The sequence below is a fragment of the Pseudomonas sp. NFXW11 genome, from assembly GCF_049887815.1.
Taxonomy (GTDB): domain Bacteria; phylum Pseudomonadota; class Gammaproteobacteria; order Pseudomonadales; family Pseudomonadaceae; genus Aquipseudomonas.
Map to the genome: position 1 here is coordinate 79,003 of NZ_JAGEKI010000001.1, position 22,883 is coordinate 101,885.

Here is a 22,883-nt window from a genome sequence, read left to right on the forward strand (position 1 = left end):
CGCAATGCTCCTGGACATCACTCAAGGGTGAAACAACAGTTCAAGCGGAAACTCGTGCAACAGGGCACTGACCAGCAGCTCCTTGTGGGCTGTGACTGCGCCCGTGGAAAAAAGTCCATTGAATGTGCGTGGGCAAGCGGCGAACGGTAGTTGCACCCGGGTATCGCCCCAGCGCGGTGCGTCGACCATGGGGGTTGCCCCGGCATCCAGCAGGCCCGCCACCTGCACTGGCACCAGTACCAGTGCCCATTGCTCCTGGTAGTGGCGCATAAAGGCCAGCAGGTGCTCGGCCTGTTCCCCCAGCACGGGCAGCGGCTGGTAGGACCCCAGGCGAAACAGCTCCGGGCAACGGGCGCGCAGGCCCAGGGTGCGGGCGATCAGGCCCTGCTTGATGCGCCCGTCACGCCAACCCGCCAGCCAGTCGCCAGGGTCGCCGGGGCAGTCCATGGCCCGCAGCCGGGCCGGGTAGTCCACGGGCCGGCGGTTGTCCGGGTCCACCAGGCTGAAATCCCAGAATTCGTTGCCCTGGTACAGGTCGGGAACCCCGGGCGTGGTCATGCGCAGCAAAGTTTGCGCCAGGCTGTTGAGGGCGCCGGCCGGGGCGATGGCATTCGCTGCGGCGGCGATCGAGCGACGCAGGGGCAGGCCCCGGGGTTCGCGCAGCAAGGCGTCGACAAAGCCCTGCATGGCGCTTTCGTAGTCGGGGTTGGGCGCTGCCCAACTGCTGTGCAGCTTGGCTTCGCGCAGGGCCTTGAGCTGCCATTGCCAGATGCGCTGGGCATAGCCTTGCAGGGCCGCCGGGTCTTCGGCGTCGAGGTCCAGGGGCCAACTGCCCAGCAGGGTTTGATAGAGAATCAGCTCATCGGCCGCCGAGGGCATATCCGCGCCCTGGCGCAGGGGTATGGCCAGTTGCCGCCAGTGCGCCACTTGCCCGGCGTACCAATCGCCGCGTTCACTGAGCAGCGCCAGGCGCGCGCGGCTGTCCTCGCCGCGCTTGTGGTCGTGGGTGGCGCTGGTCAGCAGGTTGTCGGGGAAGCTGTGGCGACGTTGTTCGCAGGCCCCATGGAAGGCGGCGATCGGCGCACTGAAACGCTCGCTGTCAAAACCCACGTCATTGCGCGCCAGCAGCACCGCCGAACGGTAGAAGGCGGTGTCCTCCACGGCCTTGGCCGCCGCCGGCGAAGTCAGTTGCTGGAAGCGCACGCCGGCATGGCGCAGCAGTTTGCGCGGGCGCCCCGGTGGCTGCTGGCGCCAGCTGTCGCCGCCGAGCCAGCGCGCCAGGTAGTCGAGCACCGGCCAGTCGGCCTCGCTGAGGCTGTCCTGGGCGCCCTGCATGGCTTGCTGGAACAGGCGCTGGTCCTCGGGGCCGCGGCCGCAGGCGCTGATATAGGTGCGGTACACCGGGAAATGCACAATCAGCTCCTGCAGGGCGCGGCGGATGGCCCCCAGGGTCAGGTCGCGGCTCATCAGGTTCAGGCGCGCCACCTGCAGCAGGGCCTGGGCCACGCTTTCGAAATCCCCGGCCAGGGAACCTGCGAGGATCTGCCGCCGTGCCAGCCGCGCTTCTTCGGCGAACGCTGCGCTGCGCCCGCTGTGCCGGCTCCACAGCTCGGCCAGGGGCGCCTGGCCGGCCGCGGCCTGTTGCAGCAACGACAGCTGGTTCATGAATTCGTAGCCGGTGCTGCCGTCCACGCTCCAGTCGCGGTGCAGGTGTTCATCGGCGCCGAGGATCTTCTCCACATAGATCGGCAAGTGCTCCCCCGGACGCAGGCGCTGCAGCCGGCGCCGCAGCTTGCGGCAATAGCCCCGAGGGTCGGCCAGGCCGTCGATATGGTCGATGCGCAGACCGTCCACCCAACGCTCTTCGATCAGTTGGAAGATCTTGCCGTGGGTGGCTTCGAACACCGCCGGCCGTTCAACCCGCAGGCCGCCCAGTTCATTGACGTCGAAAAAGCGCCGCCAGTTGATGTCGTCGGCGGCGGTGCGCCAGCTGGCCAGGCGATAGCTCTGTTGCTCCAGCAACTGGTGCAGGCGCTTGAAACCTTCGGGCTGGCGCGAGTCGTAGCGCTGCAGATGCATCTCGATGGCGGCGCGCAGCGCTGGCTGGCGGAGCAATTGGCCGAGGGCCTGTTGCAGGGGCCGGGCCTGGGCGTGGGCGTCGCCATGAAAGCGCAGGGCGGCAAACTCGTCGGCCAGGGCTTTCAGCTCCGCCGCCTGGGCCGACGGCGATACATCGACGCGCAGCAGTTCGCCGTAGTCGGCCGGGCAGAGGGGGAAACGGTGCTGGTGGTGCTGGATATGAAAGCCGCCCAGGTCCTCGTCCAGGCGCAGTACCAGGCTGCCTTGCTGCAAGGCGGCGCCGTAGTCGTTGTCGAGAAAGGGCAATAGCAGCTGGCCTTCCATCAAGGGGTCGGGGGAGTGCCACTGGATATCGAAGAATTCGCCATAGGGGCTCAGGCGTCCCCATTGCAGCAGGTCGAGCCACCAGGGGTTGTCGCTGCCGCCCACCGCCATATGGTTGGGCACCATGTCGAGGATCAGCCCCATGCGCTGCTGGCGCAGGCAGCGCACCAGGCGTTGCAGGGCCGCTTCGCCACCCAGCTCCGGGTTGACCCGGGTCGGGTCCACCACGTCGTAGCCGTGCATCGACCCGGCGCGGGCGCACAGCAGCGGCGAGGCATAAATGTGGCTGATGCCCAGGCGGGCGAAGTAGGGCACCAGGGGCACGGCCTGGTCCAGGGTGAAGCCACGGTGAAATTGCAGGCGCAGGCTGGCCCGCAGTGGCGGTGTCGGGTGCCGGGTCATCGGTCACGCTCGTGGGCCTGTTGCCGGGCCCGGGCCAGCTGTTCCAGGCGGCGGGCGGCGTCGCTGTCGTCCAGCAGGTGCTTGCTCGCGGCCGCCAGGCGCCGGCGCCAGTTGGGATGGCCGGCCTGGGTGCCGGGCAGGTTGGCTTGTTCGTCGATGCCCAGGGCGTCCTCCAGGGGCAGCAGCACCAGGGGCGCACGGGTGTGGCCGAGAAAGCGCACGGCGGCATCGATGACCTGATCGCTTTCCGAGGCCGCTTCGCGAAAGTTCTGCGGGTCGCCGGCCAGGGCCTGGCGCAGGCCCTCGCGCTCGCGCTGGCGATGTTCGCCCCAGTGCCGCGCGGCGTTGTCGTCAATCAGTTGCAGGCGCAGGTTCCATTCGATGTCGCGGCCTTGCCACCAGCCGCCGAGGGTTGGCAGGTCGTGGGTGCTGGTGGTGGCCAGGGCATCGTCCGGCCAGTCGAGAATCGGCTTGAAGTGGCAGCCGTGGTTCTGCTCGAACAGCAGCACGCGCATGCCCAGCATGGCCCGAGCGGCGAGTTTTTCCCGCAGGCCGTCGGCCACCGTGCCCAGGTCCTCGCCCAGCACTATGGCCTGGTGCCGGTGGGATTCCAGGGTCAGCAGGCGCAGCAGGTCGTCCACCGGGTAGTAGAGGTAGGCGCCGTCGCTGGGTGGCGCGCCCTGGGGGATCACCCACAGCCGTTGCAGGCCCATCACATGGTCGATGCGCAGGCCGCCGGCGTGGGCGAAGTTGGCCCGCAGCATTTCGATAAAGGCGCTAAAGCCGTGGTGTTGCAGGCCTTCGGGTGAGAAGGCGCAGATGCCCCAGCCCTGGCCCTGGCGATTGAGGATGTCCGGTGGCGCGCCCACGGTGAGGTTGGCCAGCAGCTGTGCCTGGCGACTCCAGGCCTGGCTGCCGCCGCCGTCGGCGCCCACCGCCAGGTCGGCGATCAGGCCGATGCCCATGCCGCTGCTGCGCGCGGCGCTCTGCGCACGCTCCAGGCTGCGGGCGATCAGCCATTGGCAGAAGGCATGGAAGTCGATCTCGTGGGCTTGCTCCAGGGCAAATTGCGCCAGGGCCGGGCTTGCCGGATCACGCCAGGCCTCGGGCCAGTGGCGCCAGTCCAGGTCTTGGCCCGCGGCGGCGCGCTGGGCCTGGATCGCCTCGAAGCGGCAATGCTGCTCCAGGGCCTCGCCAGCGGCCCGGCGATAGCTGGCGAAATCCTCGTGCAGCGGGTGCTGGCCCTGGCAGAAGCCTTCATACAATGCCCGCAGCGCCTGCTGCTTGGCCTGGGCCGCTTGTGGCCAGTCGATCAGCGGCTGTTGTTCCAGTGCCTGCAGCTGTGGTTCCAGGCCGCAGGCATTGAGGGCGCTGCGCCAGGCGCGCTCGCCGAGGATCGCCGCGGGGGCCGCGTACAGGCTGTTGAGAAACAACCGGCTGGAGGGCGAGTAGGGGCTGTAGCGCTGGGTATCGCTGCTGAACATCGCGTGCAGCGGGCTGATGGCCAGGGCGTCGGCGCCGCGCTCGGCGGCTTGCCGGGCCAGTTCCTCCAGGGCTTGGGTATCGCCGCAACCGCCATCGCCAGGCCGGCGCAGGGCATAGAGTTGCACGCTCAGGCCCCAGGCTCGCGGGGTGGCCTGGTCCACGGCGTCGGCCACGCTGTAGCAACGTGCCGGGGCCACCGCGAGCACGAAGTGCTGCTCGGCGATGTGCACTCCGTGGTAGCCCGGGGGCAGGCTGCCGGGCAATTGGCTCTGCTCATCCAGCTCCAGGAACAGTGGGCTGCTGTCTTCGAGCCGGATGACACAGGGGCTGCGGGGCGGGAAATAGCGCGCCAGGTCCAGGGGCTGGCCAACGTCCGCGGTCAACAGCGGCGGCAGTTGCCGGCTCTGTTGGGCCCTGTGCAGTTGCGCCAGGCTCTGCTCGACCTGCTCGGGGGTGTCGGCCGGGTGGCCCAGGCCGGCCAGCACCGCCCGCAGCACCCGTGGCTGGACTTTCTGCGGGCGGCCGTTGGCGTCGATCCAGTCCACGGCCAGGCCGGCGCGGCTGGCGAGTATTTCCAGTTGCGCATCGCTCATGGGCGTTCTCCATCGGTGGCGGTCGGGGATGTTGCGGGTTGCAGCTGCACCACCACGCTGAACCCCGGCAGCCAGCCCTGGCAGCGCTGCGCCTGGCTGTGTGGCGGGTGTTCGAACCACAGCTCGGCCGCTGCCTGCGGTTCGATCTCGACCCGATGCGCGCTGAGGTTGAGGTCGATATGGAGCAGGCTGTCGTCCCCCAGGCGCCAGCAGGCACTCAGGGCGCCTTCGGCCAGCACCTGGGCCTGGAGAAAACAGGTGCCGGGCAGGCGCGGTAGCAATTGGCGCTGGCGCAGGTGCAACAGCTGCCGGTACAGGGCGCGGGTCTGCGCGGCGAGGGCGGATTGCCCTTGCGGGCGCGAGGCGTGGAAGGTGGCGGCGGCATTGGGATCGGGGATGCGCTGGCGCTGCTGGCTGTCGGCGAAGGCGCTGAAGGCGGCGAATTCGTTGCGCCGGCCCTCGCGTACCGCTTCGGCAAGCGGGCCCTGGTGGCTGGTGAAGAACAGGAAGGGTTCCTGGGCCGCCACTTCGTCGCCCATGAACAGCAGCGGGATCATTGGCGACAACAGCAGCAGGGCGGTGGCCGCGTGCAGGGCCTGGGGCGGCGCCAGCTGGTTGAGGCGCTCGCCAAAGGCACGGTTACCGATCTGGTCGTGGTTCTGCAGGAACAGCACGAAGGCGCTGGGCGGCAGGTGGCCGCTGGGCTCGCCGCGCACCCGGCCGTGGCGGTCGGCGTGGCCCTGGAAGGCAAAACCCTGGCTCAGGCAGCGGGCCAGCTGTTGTGTGGGTTGCTCGGCGAAGTCGGCGTAATAGGCTTCGGTTTCCCCGGTCAGCAGCACATGCAGGGCGTTGTGCGCGTCATCGTTCCACTGGGCATCGAAACCCTGCTGCAACAGACTGGCCTGGTTGTGCTCGTTTTCCAGGTTGAGCCACACCTGGCGCCCCTCAGGCATGGCTTGGCGCACCCGCAGCGCCAGTTCCTGGAGAAAGTCCGGGCTGTCGATGGCGTGCACCGCGTCCAGGCGCAGGCCGTCGAAGCGGTACTCCAGCAGCCACATCAGGGCGTTGTCGATAAAGAACTCGCGCACCGGCCGCTGGCGAAAGTTGATGGCCGCGCCCCAGGGGGTGTGCAGGTCGTCGCGAAAGAAGCGGCGGGCGTAGTGCGCCAGGTAGTTGCCGTCCGGGCCGAAGTGGTTGTAGACCACATCCAGGATCACTGCCAGGCCCAGGCCATGGGCCGTGTCGATCAGCGCCTTTAGCTCTTCGGGGCTGCCGTAGGAGGCTTCCGGGGCATAGGGCAGCACACCGTCATAGCCCCAGTTGCGCGGGCCGGGAAACTCCGCCAGGGGCATCAGCTCGATGGCGCTCACCCCCAGTTCCACCAGGCCCGGCAGGGCCTGGTGCACGGCCCGGTAGCCGCCCATCAGGCCCACATGCAGTTCGTAGATCACCGCCTCGTGCCAGGGCCGGCCGCGCCAGTCCGGGTGCTGCCAGTGATAGGCCTGGGGATCCACTACCAGGCTTGGGCCGTGAACGTCGCCGTCCTGGGCGCGGGACGCCGGGTCCGGCACCAGCAGCTGTTCGTCGATGCGGTAGCGGTAGCGGCTGCCCGCCGGACAGTGGGCGTGGATCAGGAACCAGCCGTCGGCCTGGGGCAGCATCGGCAGCGACTGGCCGTCCGCCAGTTCGACGCTGACATAGCGCGCATCCGGGGCCCAAAGGGCAAAGCGGGTGCGCCCGCCGTCCAGCAGCACGGCGCCGTGGGTCCAATTCTGTACGGGGCTTGGCGACATGCTCGGCTCCCTACTGCCTGGCGACCTGTCCCTGGGCCTTGGCTACCAGCTGTTCATAGAGCTCGGCATAGGGCTCCACCGCCTGGCACCAGTTGAAGGGGGCGGCCATGGCCCGGCAACGCATGGCATTGAGCAGCCGTGGGTAGCCGAACACCTTGAACGCCCGGGTCAGGGCCTCGCGGTAGCTGTCCACCGTCGACTCGTCGAAGAGAAAGCCGGTGATGCCATTCTCGATGGTGTCGGCCAGGCCGCCGGTGTTGCGCGCCACCGGCAGCGAGCCGAAGCGCTGGGCATACATCTGGCTCAGGCCGCAGGGCTCGTAGCGCGAGGGCATGAGCAGGAAGTCGCTGCCGGCGAACATGCGCCGGGCATCGGTTTCGTTAAACCCGATATGCACGCCGATGCGTCCGGGAAAGCGCCGCGCCAGCTCGCGCATGGCCTGTTCCTCTTCCGGTTCGCCGCGGCCGATGATGGCGATCTGACCGCCATTTTGCACAATGAATTCGGCCACTGCTTCGGTAAGGTCCAGGCCCTTTTGGTAGACCAGCCGCGAGACCACGGCGAACAGCGGGCCGCTGCTGGCATCGAGGCCGAACAGCTGGCGCACATGCTGGGCATTGGCGGCCTTGCCGTCCCAGTCGCCAATGCCGAAGGGGCAGAACAGGTGCGGGTCGCTGGTGGCGTCCCAGCTTTCGTCGATGCCGTTGGGGATGCCGCTGAGCAAGCCCTGCTGGGTCTTGCTGGCGAGGAAACCGTCGAGCCCGCAGCCGAAGGCCGGGGTGGTGATTTCCCGGGCATAGGTGGCGCTGACCGTGGTGATATGGCTGGCGTAGGCCATGCCGGCCTTGAGGAACGACAGCTTGCCGTAGAACTCCATGCCTTCCTGTTGCAGGGCGTGTTCGGGGATGCCCAGTTCCGGGCACGAGGCCAGGCTGACCACGCCCTGGTAGGCCAGGTTGTGGATGGTGAACAGGGTCGGGGTGCGCTGCCCGCGCCAGTGCATATAGGCCGGGGCCAGGCCGGCGGGCCAGTCATGGGCGTGCACCAGGTCGGGGCACCAGTGGATCTGCGCCAGGTTGGCGGCGATATCGGCGGCGGCCAGCCCCAGGCGGGCGAAGCGGATGTGGTTGTCGGGCCAGTCGCGGCCATTGTTGGCGCCGTAGGGGGTGCCTTCGCGCTCGTAGAGTTCGGGGCAGATCAGCACATAGATCACCAGGCCGTCGGGCAGGTCCATGCGCCCGATCTTGCAGGCCGGCAGTGCGGCGTGGCCGCCCAGCTCGCCGATCACATGGATCGGGTAATCGCTGTGCAGCACCTGGCGGTAGCCGGGAATCAGCAGCCGCACATCGTGCAGTTGGGCCATGGCTCGGGGCAGGGCCGCGGAAACATCCCCCAGGCCGCCGGTCTTGACCAGGTCGGCGATTTCCGAGGTGACGAACAGCACCCGCTTGCGGTTGGGGTTATGCCGGGCCAGTGGCAGCAGGTTGCTGCTGCCCGAGACAGGCACCGGCAGGGCGCTGCGCTCGTTGGCTTGAGGTTGTGGCTGGTCTCCCTGGGTATCCAATACGGCGCTGATCATCTGGTTCTCCCGTTGTATTGAGCGTTTCCCTTGTCTCAAGCGGTGCGGTCGGGCCCTTCCCGTGGCCGGGCGCAAAGGCGCCATGGATCGATCAGCCTGGACTGCTCGAACGCTGAAGCAGAAAGGGTGCAGGAGGCATTGCAAGGAATGCACCAGTGGCAATGCCCCTACCTTTAACCTGACCTGGGGCCGAAGCGAAAAGTTTCGACTTTTTCAATGCCAAAGTGACTGCCCGGTCACAATGCGAAACTCAGTCTAGGACAGAACCTAGAGCGGCGCCGGGCGCGGCCGGGTTTTCCCGGGCCGAGGCGGGACAGACGCTGGCGCGCTCCCGACGAAAGGTCGTCGCTGCACTGTCGGGGAGCGCGGCGCACAAGGCCCAGGGGCGAAAACGGTGAGCGGGCGCCAGATGCTGGTGCAGGGCCCGGCCACTGGTGCCCTGGTAGGGGGCGGCTTGGGATTGGTGGCAGGGGCTTTAGTTGAGCAGGCGGATCGGTTTTCCGGCGTGCCAGGCTTGCAGGTCTTCGATCATCTGGCTGAAGAACAGCTGGTAGTTCTGCCGGCTGACGTAGCCGATATGTGGCGTGGCCAGGACATTGGGCAAGTGGCGCAAGGGGTGCTCGACGGGCAGCGGCTCCTGGTCGAACACATCCAGCGCGGCGCCGGCCAGGCGGCCCTGTTGCAGGGCCTCGATCAATGCCGCTTCATCAACTATTGGCCCGCGGGCGGTGTTCACCAGCAAGGCCTCGGGCTTCATCCAGGCGAGGGCCTGGGCATCCACCAGGCCCCGGCTGCGTTCGCTGAGTACCAGGTGCACCGAGAGCACGTCGGCCTGAGCGAACAATTGTTGCTTGCTGACGTGGGTCACGCCGACGGCGGCGGCGCGTTCGGCGGTCAGGTTCTGGCTCCAGGCAATCACCCGCATGCCGAATACCTGAGCGAACTGTGCGACTTTCTGGCCGATGCTGCCCAGGCCCAGCAGGCCCAGGGTCTTGCCGTGCAGATCACCGCCCAGGCCCTGTTGCCAGTGGCCGGCGCGCAGGGCATTGGCTTCGCCGAGCAGGTTGCGGGTCAGGGCCATCAGCAGGGCCCAGGTCAATTCCGGCGCGGCGTGCTTGTAGCTGTCGCTGCCGCAGACCTGAATGCCCAGGGCGCTGGCAGCCGTCAGGTCGATAGCGGCATTGCGCATGCCGCCGGTGAGCAGCAGTTTGAGTTGAGGCAGGGCCTGTAGCAGGGCGGCGTCGAAGCGGGTGCGCTCGCGCATCAGCAGGATCACCTGGAAGGGGTGCAGGCGCTGGATCAGGCTGGCGGGGTCGGTCGGGTAGTCATGCAGGAAGCTGACCTGGCCGATGCTCTGCAGTACTGACCAGTCCAGCACATCGCGGGCCACGTCTTGCCAATCGTCGAGTACTGCGATCTGCAGGGTCATATCCGGGGTCCTGGGGCTGCGGGCGAGGTGTCGATAATCGCGCAGATCGTTGTTGGCCGCCATGGCTGGTGAAGCGAGCGGCGAGACCGGGCAAGGCCTATTGACGCCTTCGCCTACGGAGCCATCCAGCCCAGGGTCAGGGCCACCAGCACGGCGTAGCGGGCGCCCTTGGCCAGGCTGACGATCAGCAGGAAACGCTTGAGGGGTTCGCCCATCACCCCGGCCACCAGGGTCAGGGGGTCGCCGATGATCGGCAGCCAGCTCAGCAGCAGCGACCAGTGCCCATAGCGCTGGTAGTGCTGCCGGGCCCGCGCCAGGTGGCGCGGGCTAACCGGAAACCAGCGCCGCGCCTTGTAGCGTTCCAGGCGCTTTCCCAGCCACCAGTTGACCAGCGAGCCCAGGACATTGCCCAGGGTTGCCACCAGCCACAGGCCGAGCACCGCCAGTTGACTGTTGTGCAGCAACGCTACAAGCAGCGCCTCCGACTGCAGGGGCAGCAGGGTGGCGGCGCCGAAGGCCGCCAGGAACAGCCCGAGGTAGGCGCCGAGGATCAACGGGCCGGGTAGTCCGCAACCAGCACGTCCTGGCCTTCACGGGTCAGGCCTATGACCTGGTAGGCATCGGCGCCCATGCCGTCCATCTCCATGCCGGGGGAGCCCATGGGCATGCCCGGGGCGGCAATGCCCAGCAGGTCGTCGCGCTTGCGCAGGGCCAGCACCTGCTCGGCGGGTACATGGCCTTCGACGAATTTGCCGTCGATCACTGCGGTGTGACAGGAACCCAGGCGCGGGGCCACGCCGAGGCGACGCTTGACCGCGCTCATATCGCTTTCCACATGGTCGTTGACGGCGAAGCCGTTGTCTTGCAGGTGTTCGATCCACTTCTTGCAGCAGCCGCAGTTGGCGTCGCGGTGCACGTCGATGGGGATCAGCTCGGCGGCCTGGGCCAGGGAGCCGATCAGCAGGGTGGAGAGGGCGGCCAGTCGCAATGCGGTTTTCATCAAGGGTCTCGCTAAACAGTGAACAGGGAACGGTGGCTGCGCTGGCCACTCGTGGGTGCACGCTGGGGGTGGTGCATTTTGCGGTTTTTCCGCGGCTTTGCCGGGGGCTTTTGTTTCAAGGTGATACCGGTCGTTTCAGAACCATAACCGCACCCCCAGCACCAGGCGCGGGTCGTTGCTCGGCTCGTCGGCCTCCCGGGCGTAGTCGGCGCTGCGTCCGTAGCTGCGATTCCAGGTCACACCTATATAGGGCGCGAACTCGCGACGGATCTCGTAGCGCAGGCGCAGGCCCAGTTCGCTCTCCGCCAGGCCGGCGCCCTGGCCCCGTTGCCGGTCGTTGCGGCCATAGAAGTTGAGTTCGGCGGCGGGCTGCAGGATCAGGCGCTGGGTCAGCAGCAGGTCGTAGTCGGCCTTCAGCCGCAGGGCGCTCTGGCCGCCTTCGCCAAGATAGGCCGTGGCCTGGCTTTCGAAGTTGTACAGGGCCATGCCCTGCAGGCCGATGGCGGCCCAGGTTTGCCCGGTACCGGGCTTGAAGTCCTGGCGCAAGCCGCCCACCACATCCCACCAGGGGCTGATGGCGTGGCCCCAGAGGGCTTCGAGCTCGGCCTTTTCGGTGACCCCGGCGCTGCGTTCGCCTTCGCTGCGCAGCCACAGGCGATCGATATCGCCGCCAATCCAGGCGTTGACTTCCCAGGCCAGGGCGCTGCCCGGGTCGGCATCCTGGTACTCCAGCTGGTTGATCAGCCACAGCGAGTTGATGGCCTTGTCGTGCACCCCATGACCGGCCACCGGGGGGAAGGCGGCCCGGCGCTCGGCCTCGCTGGGCACCGGCAGCGCCGCGCTGCTGCTGGCAGAAGGCGCCGCCTGGGTCGTGGTGCTATCCGCCGCCGACAGGCCGGGCATCTGGCGGTGGTCCATGGCACCGTGGTCCATCGGCTGGCTGGCGGCCTGGGCGCTGGACAGCCCCAGCCCCAGCAGCAGCCCGGGCAGCAGACGGGAGAAAAACTGGCTCATGCCGGGGCCCTCGCTTCCTCGATCCGCACTTCGCGGAACATGCCCATTTCCATGTGGTACAGCAGGTGGCAGTGGTAGGCCCAGCGCCCCAGGGCGTCGGCGCTGACCCGGTAGCTACGGCGGCTGCCCGGCGGCATGTCGATGGTGTGCTTGCGCACCTGGAAACGCCCTTGCTCATCTTCCAGGTCGCTCCAGACCCCGTGCAGGTGGATGGGGTGGGTCATCATGGTGTCGTTGACCAGGACGATGCGCACCCGTTCGCCGTAGGTCAGGCACAGGGGCTGGACATCGCTGAACTTGATGCCGTCGAAGGACCAGGCGAATTTCTCCATGTGCCCGGTCAGGTGCAACTCGAGGGTGCGGCTCGGCTCGCGGCCGTCGGGGTCGTCGAAGGTGCTGCGCAGGTCGGCGTAGGTCAGCACCCGGCGGCCGTTGTCGCGCAGGCCGATGCCCGGGTCGGCGAGCTTGGGGCTGGGGCTCATGGTTTGCATGTCCACCAGCGGGTTGGCGGTTTCCGAGGCCGGGTGGCGTTGCATGGCGCTGCCGGCACCCATGCCGCTCATGGCTGCGTGATCCATGCCGGTCATTTGACTGTGATCCATGCCAGCCATCTGGCTGTGGTCCATCCCCGGCATGCTGGTCATGGCGCTGTGATCCATGCCTGGCATGGCGCCCACGGCGGCGTGGTGCATGCCCGCCATGCTGCCGTGATCCATGCCCATATCGGCCATGCTGATCAGCGGTCGCGGGTCCAGGGCCGGCACCGCCGCGCTCAGGCCCGGGCCCACGGCCAGGGTGCCACGGGCGTAGCCGCTGCGGTCCATGGCCTGGGCGAACAGGGTGTAGGCCGGTTCCCGGCCGGGCTCCAGCAGCACATCGTAGGTTTCGGCCACGGCGATGCGCAGTTCGTCGACGCTGACCGGCCGCACCGGCTGGCCATCGGCAGCCACCACGGTCATTTTCAGCCCGGGAATGCGCACATCGAAGTAGCTCATGGCCGAGCCATTGATCAGCCGCAGGCGCAGCCTTTCCCCGGGCTTGAACAGCCCGGTCCAGTTGCCGGCCGGGGTCTGGCCGTTGAGCAGGTAGTGGTAGGTGGCGCCACTGACGTCGGCCAGGTCCGTGGGGCTCATGTTCATGGCGGCCCACATCGTGCGATCGGCAAGCGCCGCGGCCCAGCCGTCGCGGCTGACATCCTCGATAAAGTCGCCCAGGGTGCGCTTGTGCTCGTTGAAGTAGGAGGACTGCTGTTTCAGGATCTGCATCAGCCGCTCTGGAGCCAGGTCGCTCCAGTCGCTGAGCAGCAGCACATGCTCGCGGTCGTAGTGGAAGGGCTCCGGCTCGCGGGGATCGATCACCAGCGGGCCGTAGACCCCGGCCTGTTCCTGCAGGCCGGAATGGCTGTGGTACCAGTAGGTGCCGCTCTGCCGCACCTGGAAGCGGTAGTCGTAGAAGGCCCCCGGGGCGATGCCGGCAAAGCTCAGGCCTGGCACCCCGTCCATGTTGGCCGGCAGCAGGATGCCGTGCCAGTGGATCGAGGTGTCCTGGGCCAGGCGGTTGTGCACTCGCAGGTTCACCGTGTCGCCTTCGCGCCAGCGCAACAGGGGGCCGGGCAGGCCGCCGTTGATGGTCATGGCGCTGCGCGGGGTGCCGCTGAAGTTGACCGGGGTCTGCCCGATAAACAGGTCGAATTGCTGCCCGCGAAGTTCCCCGGGTTGCAAACCCTTGCCCAGGGCCCAGGCCGAGGTTCGCCAGAGGCCGCTGCCGCCAAGCAGTGCGGTGGCGCCAAGGCCTTTGATAACGCTGCGTCGTGTTGGATTGCCATGCATGCCGATCGAGTCCCGTCAGTCCTGAGGTTGCAGGTTGAGGCAGAGACTAATCAGCCGTGGCTGTCAGCGAACTGAGGTTCAGGTTACAGATTTGTCAGCGGGCATGGCTGTACCCGGTCTTCCAGGGCTTGCCCTGGCTAACGCCAATGCTCTGTTCCGATCAGTCGGGCGGGGTTTCCACCAGGCGCTTGAGGTTGCCCAGGGCCTGGGTCGAGAGCTGCTCCATGCGCGCGCGCAAGCCGCCCAGTTGCAGGTCGGTGTAGTAGTCCAGGGTGCGTCGCAGCAGGGTGCCGTCGCCCTGTTTGCTCAATTGGTAGTGGATCGAACCGTCGAGGGCGGCGGAGCTGAACAGGGCCTTGAACTCCTTGGGGAAAATCGCCACCAGCACCCGGTAGCTCATGGGGATCTGCACCCCCAGGAGGTTCATCACTTCACTGAAACGATGGCCGGCGGCCAGCGAGCCGCAGTGCCCGGTGTCGGCCCCCAGGCTGGCAGGGTGCCACTCCGGCCAGCGGTCCGGTTGGCTGACGTAGTAGTAGACGGTGTCGATGCCGGCCTGCAGATACAGCTCGTGGCAGATCTGCTCCTGTAGCAGGTGTGTCTGGCGTTGACCCATGATGGCCCCCACTTCCCTGTGATCGGAGCCAGAAATATAGTCCCGCCGTGGCACCTCGCCAGCGGCGGGACATGACCGTTCAGCGGACTTTGAAGCGGTTCATCAGCTGGCTGACCCGGGCATTGGCCTGCAACAGGCTCTGGGTGTTGCTTTCCCCGGCGCGGGCACTGTCCACCAGTTCCTCGACCATGTGTCGGATGCTCACCATGCTGCGGTTGATCTCCTCGGTGACCGCGCTCTGCTGCTCGGCAGCGGTGGCGATCTGGGTGCTCAGGCTGTTGATCTGGTTCACCGAATCGGCCATCTGGTCCAGCCCGCTGTTGACCCGCGCGGTGGCGTCTGCCGCCGACTGGCAGCTGGCCTGGGTGTTTTCCATGGCGCTGACCGAGGAGCTCACGCCCTGGGTCAGGCGGCCGAGCATTTCGTTGATCTGCGAAGTGCTGTCCTGGGTTCGCGCGGCCAGGGCCCGCACCTCATCGGCCACCACCGCGAAGCCACGGCCCTGTTCCCCGGCCCGGGCGGCCTCGATGGCGGCGTTCAGGGCCAGCAGGTTGGTCTGCCCGGCGATGGCTCCGATCACCCCGAGGATCTCGGTGATGCTCTGGGCGTCGGCCTGCATGGCTTCGACCTTGTGGGTGGCGTCGGCCACCTCGTCGATCAGCGCCACCACGCTGCCGGAAGCTTCGCCCACCACCACTCGCGAGCGTTCGGCGTGCTCATTGGCGCGGCGGGTGAAGTCGGCGGTTTGCGCAGCGTTGGCGGCGACGCTGTCGGCGGTGCTACTCATCTGGGTGATGGCGGTCACTGTCTGGTCGGTTTCCGAGGCGTGGCGCAAGAGGATCTGCTGGCTGTGGGCCGAGCTGTGCTGCAGTTGGTTCAGGCTGTCGGCCATGGCGGCGGTGGCCTGGGTGACTTCGCCGATCATGTTCTGCAGGTACTGGATAAAGTGGTTGACCGAGTGGCCGATGGCCCCCAGTTCGTCCTCGGCGCGAATCTGGATGCGCTTTGTCAGGTCGGCATCGCCGGCGGCCAGGGCATCGATATTGCCCTTGAGGATCTTCATCCGCTGCACCAGCTGGCGAATGGCATAGACCTGCAGCAGCACCAGCAGAATCACCATCGGCACCTGCATCAGGCTCAGCGTGCTTAGCACATCGTCGCGCTGGGCAGTGATCTGCCGGGTGGGCAGGGCGCTGGCAAGGAACCACGGGGTGCCCTCGATGGCGCGCATATAGAAGGTGCTGGGCACCCCGGCGTTATCGAATTCGCTGCGCTGGGCACCGGTGTCGCGACGTTCCAGGGCGCTGCGCACCTGGGCGGCGAACGGCGAGCCAGCGGCCAGTTCGCGGATGTTCTTCAGCACGATCGGGCCGCTGATCCGGCTGCTGTTGCTGATGATCTTGCCGTCGGCCTCGACGATCAGCATTGCGCCGTTGAGCTCCTGCTCCTGGCGTGCCACCAGGTCGTTGAAGAAGCCCAGGGTCACGTCGATGGTGGCCACGCCCCAGGGCTGGCCGTCGCGGCGGATGGCCATGGCGCAGTTGGTGCGTGGCTCGGCGCTGGCGTCGTCCTTGTAGGCCGCGGCCCAGGCGCACTGGCCAGGCGCAGCGCGCAGGCCGCCCTGGTACCAGGACTGCTCGTAGTAATTGGGCGCCGGGTCGCTGTTCCAGAAGGTATTGACCACCAGCTTGCCGGAGGCGTCGCGGTGCCAGAAGGTGCTGTGCTTGTTGCGCCCCGGAGTGCGCTGGCCGGGCAGGGGCCAGATGCCGCCGCCGAAGACTTTCTGTTCGCCATACTGGTCCACCAGGCCCGGCAACACCTTGTCGATGCTGTCGCTGTCGAGCAAGGGGACGGTCTGGGTGATGCTGCGTTGCTGGGCCTGGACCTTGCTCAACTCGCCCTGGATGCGTTGCGCCACTTCGGCGATGCGGTTGAGGGCCACCTGTTCCTCGGTGTGTTGCAGCTTGGGCGCCACCAGTTGGCTGATACCCACCACAGTGAGTGCCAGCATCAAGACAATGAACAGGACCAGAAAGAGCGTGTAGCGGGCTTGAATCGTGCGCAAAGCGGGCATGGGACCTGTCCTTAACGGCGATTTTTATTATGGGGCGGAGGCTGAGCCCCAACGGGGCATCCAAAGGATGTCGGCGCGCCGACCCGGCTCTTTAGCACGATCGTGCAAAAAACTTCTTGTCTCGCACCCGTATGGGAAAAGCACAGGGTGGCGTGGCGAAATCTTTCCCCAGAACCGCTGCCCGGCACCCTGGTGAAATCTCCCGTGCCCTTTAAACAGGGCCTCTGCAGTAAATGTGTCAAGAATGTAGAAAAATTGTAAATTCGCGAAATAAACCGTTGTTGGTGATTGTGTCGGCGTTGATACTTGCGTCCATTCAAAATTTTCTTAACGGCTTTCACCCTGATTCGATGGGATTGCCAGGCCTTCAGGGTACTGGCTCGACCCAGGCGACAGGGGGACTCGGAGGTCGGACTACAGGAGTATCAGCATGGCAATCGGCTACGTCGGAAACTGGACCAGCAAGGCGGGTCTGTTGGGTAGTGATGGCGGCTCCGCCAAGCCCGTTCAAAGCGCTAAGGTACGGCAGATGTTGAGCATGGTGGGAAGCAACCCGACCGTGCTCGACGTGCGCAAGATGGACCAGTTGAAATTGCACAAGCAGATCAAGGGCTTTGATCCGACCAATGTGACTGCCAAGTCCCTGGGCAACATGAGCACCTTTCTCAAGAACAATGGCCTGATCTCCGATGTCACCGCCTTGAACCTGCTCAATGCCGGTGACAAGTTCGACCGTTTCGGCATTCCCAAGAACCCGGAAGAGCCGTTCAATGCGATGGAGTACTTCGCGATGAAGCTCGATGACATCCAGAGCAACAACCTCAAGGGCAACAAGTACGCCAACTACCTGGTTCCCGAGTACAAGAAGGCCATCTACGTGCTGCAGAGCCTGCAGAACTATGGCAAGGGCAACGGCACCACGGTGACTGACAAGAATCGTTTGACCAAGGCCTGAACCTGAGCCGGGTGCGCTCGACGAGCGCCCCGGCTGCCGGCCTCAGATGTTCAGCAACGCCATCACTTCTTCGCTGTAACGGCTGCCTGCGGTGGCCTGTGGGTCAAAGATTCGCCCCAGGCTCGAAAGCTCCGAGTCGCTCAGGCGGATCTCCAGCGCAGCGACATTTTCCTCCAGATAACGCCGTTGCTTGGTTCCGGGAATCGGAATCAGGTAGTCACCCTGGGCCAGCACCCAGGCCAGGGCCAGTTGCCCGGCGCTGACCTGGAGCTGCGCTGCCAGTTGCCGCACCTGTTCCACCAGTTGCAGGTTGTGCTGGAAATTCTCGCCTTGAAAGCGCGGATTGCTGCGCCGGTAGTCGTCGGCGGCGAAATCCTCCGGGCGTTGTAGCGCGCCGGTGAGAAAGCCCCGTCCCAGTGGGCTGTAGGGCACGAAGGCAACCCCCAGGCGCTGGCAGGCGGCCAGGCAGCCGTTGTCTTCCGGGTCCCGGCTCCACAGCGAATATTCACTTTGCAGGGCGCTGATGGGGTGCACCTGGTGCGCCCGTTCCAGGGTCGCCGCCGAGGCTTCGCTGAGGCCCAGGTAGCGCACCTTGCCGGCCTTGACCAGCTCGGCCATGGCGCCGACGGTTTCCTCGATCGGCACCGCAGGATCGACCCGGTGCAGGTAGTACAGGTCCAGGGTTTCCACCCCCAGGCGGCGCAGGCTGCCGTCGATGCTGGCGCGCACATACTCCGGGCGGCCGTCGACGCTGCGGGCGCTTGGGCTGGCCGGATCGCGGATGATGCCGAACTTGCTGGCCAGGAACACCTGCTCGCGCTTGCCGCGGATCGCCTGGCCAATCAGCTCCTCGTTGCTGTGAGGGCCGTACATGTCGGCGGTATCCAGCAGGCTGACCCCCAGTTCCAGGGCGCGGTGCAGGGTGGCGATGGACTCCCTGGCATCGCTGCCGGTGGTGTAGAAGTCGCTCATGCCCATGCAGCCCAGGCCAATGGCGCTGACGTGCGGGCCGTTGTGGCCGAGTTGTCGAGTATGCATCGCTGAAGATTCCAATCAGTGGGAAAGAGCGTTTATTGTGCTGCTCGACAAATGGCCGATAAACCGGCTAGAAACGCTATCACTATTATGATTTTCCAAATAATTCGCGGAGCCAGGTTCAATGGATCGCTTCAATGCCATGCGCGCCTTTGCCCGCATCGTCGAACTGGGGGGCTTTGCCCGGGCGGCGCAAAGCCTGCAGTTGCCGCCGGCCTCGGTGACCATTTTGATCAAGCAGTTGGAGGCGCACCTGGGGGTGCAACTGTTGCACCGCACCACGCGCCAGGTCCGCCCGACCCTGGACGGTGCCGCCTATTACCAGCGCTGCGTGCGCCTGCTGGCGGACCTGGAGGAGGCCGAAGCGGTGTTCTCCTCGGCGCGGCACAACCCGCGCGGGCTGTTGCGGATCGATATGCCGGTGGGCATCGGGCGGCTGATCGTGATTCCGGCCTTGCCGCAGTTCAGCGCGCGCTACCCGCTGATCGAGCTGGAGCTGGGGCTCAATGACCGGCCCGTGGATCTGCTTCGCGATGGCGTCGATTGCACCCTGCGAGCCGGGCCGGCCCTGGACGACAACCTGGTGGCGCGGCCCCTGGTGCAGTTGCAGCAGGTGACCTGCGCCAGCCCCGAGTACCTGCGCCAACACGGCATTCCCGGCTCTCCACACGAGCTGCATGGGCATCGGATGGTGGAGTACTACTCACGCGACAGTGGCAAGCGCTACGGCCTGGAATTTCTCCTCGATGGCGAGCTGCGCCAGATGGATTTGCCCAAGCAGGTTGCGGTCAGCAGCGCCGATGGCTACCTGGCGGCCTGCGAAGCCGGCTACGGCCTGGTGCAGACGCCTTACTACAATGTGGCGCGGCAGTTGCGCGCCGGCACCTTGCAGGAGCTGCTGGCGGATTTCCCGGTGCCGGCACTGCCCTTGAGCGCCATGTATCCGCCACAGCGGCACCTGTCGACCCGGGTGCGGGTGTTTGTTGACTGGTTGCTGGAGCTGTTCGCCCGCCCGGGCAATCACACTTCGCGGCCCTGACCCGCACAATGCACAACGCCCGCGGGAGGCGGGCGTTGCAGATGGGGGCTGGGTTGATAGGGCCGATGGCTTGGCCGGATAAATCAGCGGCGATAGTGGTAGTAACCCGGGCCGCCGTCGTAGTGACGATGATGCCAGCCATCGTTGGGCATGATGATGCAGCCCGACAGGGTCAGCATGGCCAGCAGGGGAATCAGCAGTGTGATTCGACGAAGCATGGATCAATCCTCAAGGGGTAAATGCAAGGCGGCGACAAGGGAGAAAAAACTCCTTCGCGCCTGTACCATGTGACCCCGATTTGCCCGGCTTATCCCCGTATCCGGGTATGTGCTTGGCATCGAACTTGATACACGGCAGATACAATTTCAGCTCCAGGACTTCCTTGATGACCCAGTCGCAACGCTTGAAATACTCGATCCTGATTTCCCTGGTGGTATTGGCCACCATGCTCGGCCTGTCCTACCTGCAGAACCACGGCATCATCAGCGAAAAACTCTTCCAGTACATCGCCATTGGTGTGGCGGTGATCGTGGTGGTGATCAATGGCGTGATGCGGCGCAAGGTCAAGCCTTGAACCCAGCCTGAGCCAGGATTGGCCCGGCCCCGACAACCTCAGGCGAGGTTGTCGAGCACTTCTGCGGCGTGCGGGTGCAGGCTGTAGCTCTTGTCGGCATTGAGGGTGATCAGGCCCTCGCTGCACAGGCGCTTGAGCACCTCGCGCACACTGAGGAACGACAGCGGAATGTCCAGCTCCAGCAGCTGGGTATGGATGCCGCGCACTCCCAGGGAGCGCTCGCCCTGGGCAGCGGTGAGCAGGGCATCTATGACTTTCAGGCGGATCAGGCTGGTGCGCAGGCCGAAGCTTTTCAGCAGTTGCTTGATCCGTTCGTTGCTGTTGCGCTCGGCGTGCTTGCCGAAGACACCGGCGCCAGCGTTCAGGGAGGGCGTTTTGTTCACGGTGATGCCATCCATTGGCGTTTGCTGGTTGTACATGCAGAAACTCCTTAATCAGAGCCTGATCAGGAAAAGAATGATGGGTGCTCTAGTTACTAGACGAACGAGCAAGGCAAATCATGAGCCCCTGGATGTAGAAAATTTGTCAGTATCGAGTCGCTGACATGTCAAGACGGCCTGTGCTGGTCGCGGATTAAATTTTTTCCAGGTTTTTCGTCTATAGGGGCAGGCAGGCGTCGGTCTATCCGTGCGCGGCTGGATTCCCAGACTGGCGGCATTGCCTAGGCTCCCGGCGCACCAGTCCTGGTTGTGTATTTTTGCATCAGGAGTTGGCGTGATCATTTTCCGGCCATTACCGCAGTTTTGCCTTGCAGCCCTGTTTCTCAGCCTTGGTTGTGGCGCCCAGGCGCTGAGCCAGCCCGAATCGACCCAGGCGCAGATCCGCCGCACCAGCTTTGGCGTGCCGCATATTCTCGCCGCCGATGAGCGCGGCCTGGGTTATGGCATCGGCTACGCCTATGCCCAGGACAACCTGTGCCTGCTGGCCAATGAAGTGCTCACGGTCAACGCTGAGCGTTCGAAGTACTTCGGCGCCGAGGGCCAGACCCTTGAGCAGCGCGACAACCTCAGCAGCGACCTGTTTTTCAGCTGGCTGAACCCGCCCCAGGCGGTGGCTGCCTTCTGGCAGGCACAGACCCCGGCCATGCGCGAGCGCATGCAGGGTTATGTCGAGGGTTTCAACCGCCAACTGGCGGAGCGTGGCGCCCAGGGCCTGCCCGAACAGTGCCAGGGTGACTGGGTACGGGCCTTGGCAACCAGCGACCTGGTGAAACTGACCCGGCGCTTGCTGGTGGAAGGCGGTGCCGGGCAATTTGCCGAGGCCCTGGCCGGGGCCACGCCACCGGATGCACCGCGTTATGCGGCGTTGCCGGGGCAGGCCTGGCAGCAGGCCGCGACACGCCAGCAGCGCTTCGCCCTGGAGCGCGGCAGCAATGCCGTGGCCATCGGCAGCGAGCGCTCGTTCAATGGCCGTGGGCTGTTGCTGGCCAACCCGCATTTTCCCTGGGTCGGCGCCATGCGTTTCTACCAGATGCACCTGACCATTCCCGGGCAGCTGGATGTGATGGGCGCGGCCTTGCCCGGCCTGCCGCTGATCAATATCGGTTTCAACCGACACCTGGCCTGGACCCACACCGTGGACGCCTCCAAGCACTTCACCCTGTATCGCCTGCAACTGGACCCCAAGGACCCGACCCGCTACCTGCTGGACGGCCACTCAGTGCCCCTGGAGCGGCAGAGCGTGACGCTTAAGGTCAAGGACGCCGACGGCCAGTTGCAGGAGCACAGCCGCACCCTCTACAGCTCGGTGTTCGGCCCCGTGGTGCAGTGGCCCGGGGAGCTGGACTGGGACCGCCAGTACGCCTACAGCCTGCGCGATGCCAACCTCGACAACAGCCGGGTGCTGAGCCAGTGGGCGGCGATGAACCAGGCCGCCAGCGTGGCGGGCCTGCAAGACAGCGTGCACCGGCTGCAGGGCATTCCCTGGGTCAACACCCTGGCGGTGGATGACCAGGGCCGCACGCTCTACATGAACCAGTCGGTGGTGCCCCTGGTGACCCAGGCCAAGCTGGCGCAGTGCAGCGACCCGCGGGTCGGCACCCGGGTCATCGTGCTCGACGGCTCGCGCAGTGCCTGCGCCTGGGACATCGACCCGAGCGCGGCGCAGCCGGGGATCTTCGCCGCCAGCCAGTTGCCGCAACTGGCGCGCAACGACTACCTGCAGCACTCCAACGACTCGGCGTGGATGGTCAACCCGGCTGCGCCCCTGGAGGGCTTCTCGCCGGTGATCAGCCAGCAGGATGTGCCGTTGAAAATGCGTGCACGCTTCGCCCTCGATCGCCTGAGCCGCATGCATCAGGTCAAGGCCAGTGACCTGCTGCAGATGGTCACGGACGATCAGGTGTACCTGGCCGGCCAGGTGATGCCCGACCTGCTGCAGTTCTGCGCCGAGAGCCTGGGGCCCGACAGCGAGCGCCTGGCGGCACTGTGCACCCGCCTCAAATCCTGGGACCGCAGCGCCGGCCTGCAAGCGGGCCTGGGCCTGGTGTATTTCCAGGGCATCATGCAGCCGCTGCTGCACAACCCGGAAATCTGGCGTGTGGCCTTCGATCCCAAGGACCCGCAGCACACCCCGCGGGGTCTGGCCATTGCCCGCCCGGAGGTGGCCAAGGCCCTGCGCGAGGCCATGCTGGCCTCGGCCCGGGAAGTGGCTGAAGCCGGGCTGGCGGCCGATGCGCGTTGGGGCGATATCCAGCAGGTGAGCCAGGGTGGCCAGCCAACACCGGTGCCCGGCGGCCCGGAAGACCTGGGTGTGTACAACGCAATCCAGAGCCTGCCGACCGCTGGCGGCAAGCGTGAAGTGTTCAGCGGCACCAGCTATCTGAATGTGGTCAGCTTCGACGAACAGGGGCCAAAGGCTTTGGGGCTGCTGGCGTTTTCCCTGTCCAGCGACCCGGCTTCGCCGCACTTTCGCGACCAGACCCAGGCTTTTGCCGGCAATCAGTGGAGCCTGCTGCCCTTTACCGAGGCGCAGATCCGTGCCGACAGCCAATACCAATTGCAAACCATCAGCGAACCGCGCAGGGACGCGCAACCCCTGGCTCGCCAGTGATCGACAGGTGTT

Annotated in this window: 18 protein-coding genes and 1 pseudogene; 4 read left to right on the top strand and 15 right to left on the bottom strand. The window is 66.1% G+C overall.

The genetic code is table 11. The annotated features are described in order from the left end of the window. Nucleotides 1-21: 21 nt before the first annotated feature. From J4P02_RS00345 to J4P02_RS00400, 12 genes and pseudogenes are all read right to left on the bottom strand, one after another. Nucleotides 22-2,805, bottom strand: coding sequence for a malto-oligosyltrehalose synthase (locus tag J4P02_RS00345; protein WP_426186396.1), 2,784 nt, complete (start codon nucleotides 2,803-2,805; stop codon nucleotides 22-24). Further along, a complete protein-coding gene (malQ, locus tag J4P02_RS00350) occupies nucleotides 2,802-4,883 on the bottom strand; it encodes a 4-alpha-glucanotransferase (RefSeq protein WP_426186399.1) in 2,082 nt (693 codons plus the stop codon). Before malQ ends, J4P02_RS00345 begins: the two co-directional genes overlap by 4 nt. Further along, nucleotides 4,880-6,676 carry a malto-oligosyltrehalose trehalohydrolase gene (gene treZ / locus J4P02_RS00355; protein WP_426186402.1) on the bottom strand — a complete coding sequence of 599 codons (1,797 nt, stop codon included), beginning with the start codon at nucleotides 6,674-6,676 and terminating at the stop codon, nucleotides 4,880-4,882. The genes malQ and treZ overlap by 4 nt, the downstream gene beginning before the upstream one ends. 10 nt (nucleotides 6,677-6,686) lie before the next feature. Continuing rightward, on the bottom strand, nucleotides 6,687-8,255 hold the full coding sequence (glgA, locus tag J4P02_RS00360; protein WP_426186405.1) for a glycogen synthase GlgA: 1,569 nt from the start codon (nucleotides 8,253-8,255) through the stop codon (nucleotides 6,687-6,689). Nucleotides 8,256-8,730: 475 nt separating this feature from the next. Continuing rightward, nucleotides 8,731-9,684: a D-2-hydroxyacid dehydrogenase family protein gene (locus tag J4P02_RS00365; RefSeq protein ID WP_426186408.1), complete on the bottom strand. Its 954-nt coding sequence runs from the start codon at nucleotides 9,682-9,684 to the stop codon at nucleotides 8,731-8,733. A 113-nt stretch (nucleotides 9,685-9,797) separates the two neighbouring features. Further along, complete coding sequence (locus tag J4P02_RS00370; protein ID WP_426186411.1) at nucleotides 9,798-10,238, bottom strand: YqaA family protein; 441 nt, start codon at nucleotides 10,236-10,238, stop codon at nucleotides 9,798-9,800. Next, the gene (locus J4P02_RS00375; protein WP_426186413.1) at nucleotides 10,235-10,684 is read right to left on the bottom strand and encodes a DUF411 domain-containing protein; all 450 of its coding nucleotides are present in this window, start codon (nucleotides 10,682-10,684) and stop codon (nucleotides 10,235-10,237) included. Before J4P02_RS00375 ends, J4P02_RS00370 begins: the two co-directional genes overlap by 4 nt. Before the next feature lie 135 nt (nucleotides 10,685-10,819). After that, nucleotides 10,820-11,698 (bottom strand): copper resistance protein B, encoded by an 879-nt coding sequence (locus tag J4P02_RS00380; RefSeq protein WP_426186416.1) that lies wholly within the window; start codon nucleotides 11,696-11,698, stop codon nucleotides 10,820-10,822. Then, complete coding sequence (locus J4P02_RS00385) at nucleotides 11,695-13,527, bottom strand: copper resistance system multicopper oxidase (RefSeq protein WP_426186419.1); 1,833 nt, start codon at nucleotides 13,525-13,527, stop codon at nucleotides 11,695-11,697. The genes J4P02_RS00380 and J4P02_RS00385 overlap by 4 nt, the downstream gene beginning before the upstream one ends. 160 nt (nucleotides 13,528-13,687) lie before the next feature. Continuing rightward, the gene (locus tag J4P02_RS00390) at nucleotides 13,688-14,143 is read right to left on the bottom strand and encodes an SRPBCC family protein (protein ID WP_426186422.1); all 456 of its coding nucleotides are present in this window, start codon (nucleotides 14,141-14,143) and stop codon (nucleotides 13,688-13,690) included. Nucleotides 14,144-14,222: 79 nt separating this feature from the next. Next, entirely contained in the window at nucleotides 14,223-15,068 is an 846-nt protein-coding gene (locus J4P02_RS00395; protein WP_426187687.1) for a methyl-accepting chemotaxis protein, read from the bottom strand. Between the two features lie 15 nt (nucleotides 15,069-15,083). Continuing rightward, nucleotides 15,084-16,217 (bottom strand): annotated as a pseudogene (locus tag J4P02_RS00400) (cache domain-containing protein); the annotation flags it as partial. 430 nt (nucleotides 16,218-16,647) lie between these two features. Between J4P02_RS00400 and J4P02_RS00405 the strand changes: the two are divergent. Then, complete coding sequence (locus J4P02_RS00405; RefSeq protein ID WP_426186425.1) at nucleotides 16,648-17,172, top strand: hypothetical protein; 525 nt, start codon at nucleotides 16,648-16,650, stop codon at nucleotides 17,170-17,172. 42 nt (nucleotides 17,173-17,214) lie between these two features. On the opposite strand, the gene J4P02_RS00410 is transcribed toward J4P02_RS00405, so the two are convergent. Next, nucleotides 17,215-18,210: an aldo/keto reductase gene (locus J4P02_RS00410; protein ID WP_426186428.1), complete on the bottom strand. Its 996-nt coding sequence runs from the start codon at nucleotides 18,208-18,210 to the stop codon at nucleotides 17,215-17,217. A 121-nt stretch (nucleotides 18,211-18,331) separates the two neighbouring features. Here J4P02_RS00410 and J4P02_RS00415 point away from each other — a divergent pair, with 121 nt between their 5' ends. Further along, nucleotides 18,332-19,246, top strand: coding sequence for a LysR family transcriptional regulator (locus J4P02_RS00415; RefSeq protein WP_426186431.1), 915 nt, complete (start codon nucleotides 18,332-18,334; stop codon nucleotides 19,244-19,246). A gap of 83 nt (nucleotides 19,247-19,329) precedes the next feature. Here J4P02_RS00415 and J4P02_RS00420 read toward each other — a convergent pair whose 3' ends face one another. Then, complete coding sequence (locus J4P02_RS00420; RefSeq protein WP_426186434.1) at nucleotides 19,330-19,464, bottom strand: hypothetical protein; 135 nt, start codon at nucleotides 19,462-19,464, stop codon at nucleotides 19,330-19,332. A gap of 167 nt (nucleotides 19,465-19,631) precedes the next feature. Between J4P02_RS00420 and J4P02_RS00425 the strand changes: the two genes are divergently transcribed. Further along, nucleotides 19,632-19,820 carry a hypothetical protein gene (locus J4P02_RS00425; protein WP_426186437.1) on the top strand — a complete coding sequence of 63 codons (189 nt, stop codon included), beginning with the start codon at nucleotides 19,632-19,634 and terminating at the stop codon, nucleotides 19,818-19,820. A 38-nt stretch (nucleotides 19,821-19,858) separates the two neighbouring features. On the opposite strand, the gene J4P02_RS00430 is transcribed toward J4P02_RS00425, so the two are convergent. Then, complete coding sequence (locus tag J4P02_RS00430; RefSeq protein WP_426186440.1) at nucleotides 19,859-20,239, bottom strand: fe2+ zn2+ uptake regulation protein; 381 nt, start codon at nucleotides 20,237-20,239, stop codon at nucleotides 19,859-19,861. 295 nt (nucleotides 20,240-20,534) lie between these two features. Between J4P02_RS00430 and J4P02_RS00435 the strand changes: the two genes are divergently transcribed. Continuing rightward, nucleotides 20,535-22,871, top strand: coding sequence for an acylase (locus J4P02_RS00435; protein WP_426186443.1), 2,337 nt, complete (start codon nucleotides 20,535-20,537; stop codon nucleotides 22,869-22,871). The last annotated feature ends 12 nt before the right edge of the window (nucleotides 22,872-22,883 follow it).

Excerpts from the sequence above, each read along its gene's own strand:
- J4P02_RS00395 (WP_426187687.1), bottom strand. The coding sequence starts at position 15,068 with ATGATCGGCGAAGTCACCCAGGCCACCGCCGCCATGGCCGACAGCCTG.
- J4P02_RS00420 (WP_426186434.1), bottom strand. The coding sequence starts at position 19,464 with ATGCTTCGTCGAATCACACTGCTGATTCCCCTGCTGGCCATGCTGACC.
- J4P02_RS00385 (WP_426186419.1), bottom strand. The coding sequence starts at position 13,527 with ATGCATGGCAATCCAACACGACGCAGCGTTATCAAAGGCCTTGGCGCC.
- J4P02_RS00410 (WP_426186428.1), bottom strand. The coding sequence starts at position 18,210 with ATGCATACTCGACAACTCGGCCACAACGGCCCGCACGTCAGCGCCATT.
- malQ (WP_426186399.1), bottom strand. The coding sequence starts at position 4,883 with ATGAGCGATGCGCAACTGGAAATACTCGCCAGCCGCGCCGGCCTGGCC.
- J4P02_RS00415 (WP_426186431.1), top strand. The coding sequence starts at position 18,332 with ATGGATCGCTTCAATGCCATGCGCGCCTTTGCCCGCATCGTCGAACTG.
- J4P02_RS00405 (WP_426186425.1), top strand. The coding sequence starts at position 16,648 with ATGGCAATCGGCTACGTCGGAAACTGGACCAGCAAGGCGGGTCTGTTG.
- J4P02_RS00390 (WP_426186422.1), bottom strand. The coding sequence starts at position 14,143 with ATGGGTCAACGCCAGACACACCTGCTACAGGAGCAGATCTGCCACGAG.
- J4P02_RS00365 (WP_426186408.1), bottom strand. The coding sequence starts at position 9,684 with ATGACCCTGCAGATCGCAGTACTCGACGATTGGCAAGACGTGGCCCGC.
- J4P02_RS00375 (WP_426186413.1), bottom strand. The coding sequence starts at position 10,684 with ATGAAAACCGCATTGCGACTGGCCGCCCTCTCCACCCTGCTGATCGGC.
- glgA (WP_426186405.1), bottom strand. The coding sequence starts at position 8,255 with ATGATCAGCGCCGTATTGGATACCCAGGGAGACCAGCCACAACCTCAA.
- treZ (WP_426186402.1), bottom strand. The coding sequence starts at position 6,676 with ATGTCGCCAAGCCCCGTACAGAATTGGACCCACGGCGCCGTGCTGCTG.
- J4P02_RS00345 (WP_426186396.1), bottom strand. The coding sequence starts at position 2,805 with ATGACCCGGCACCCGACACCGCCACTGCGGGCCAGCCTGCGCCTGCAA.
- J4P02_RS00430 (WP_426186440.1), bottom strand. The coding sequence starts at position 20,239 with ATGTACAACCAGCAAACGCCAATGGATGGCATCACCGTGAACAAAACG.
- J4P02_RS00380 (WP_426186416.1), bottom strand. The coding sequence starts at position 11,698 with ATGAGCCAGTTTTTCTCCCGTCTGCTGCCCGGGCTGCTGCTGGGGCTG.
- J4P02_RS00425 (WP_426186437.1), top strand. The coding sequence starts at position 19,632 with ATGACCCAGTCGCAACGCTTGAAATACTCGATCCTGATTTCCCTGGTG.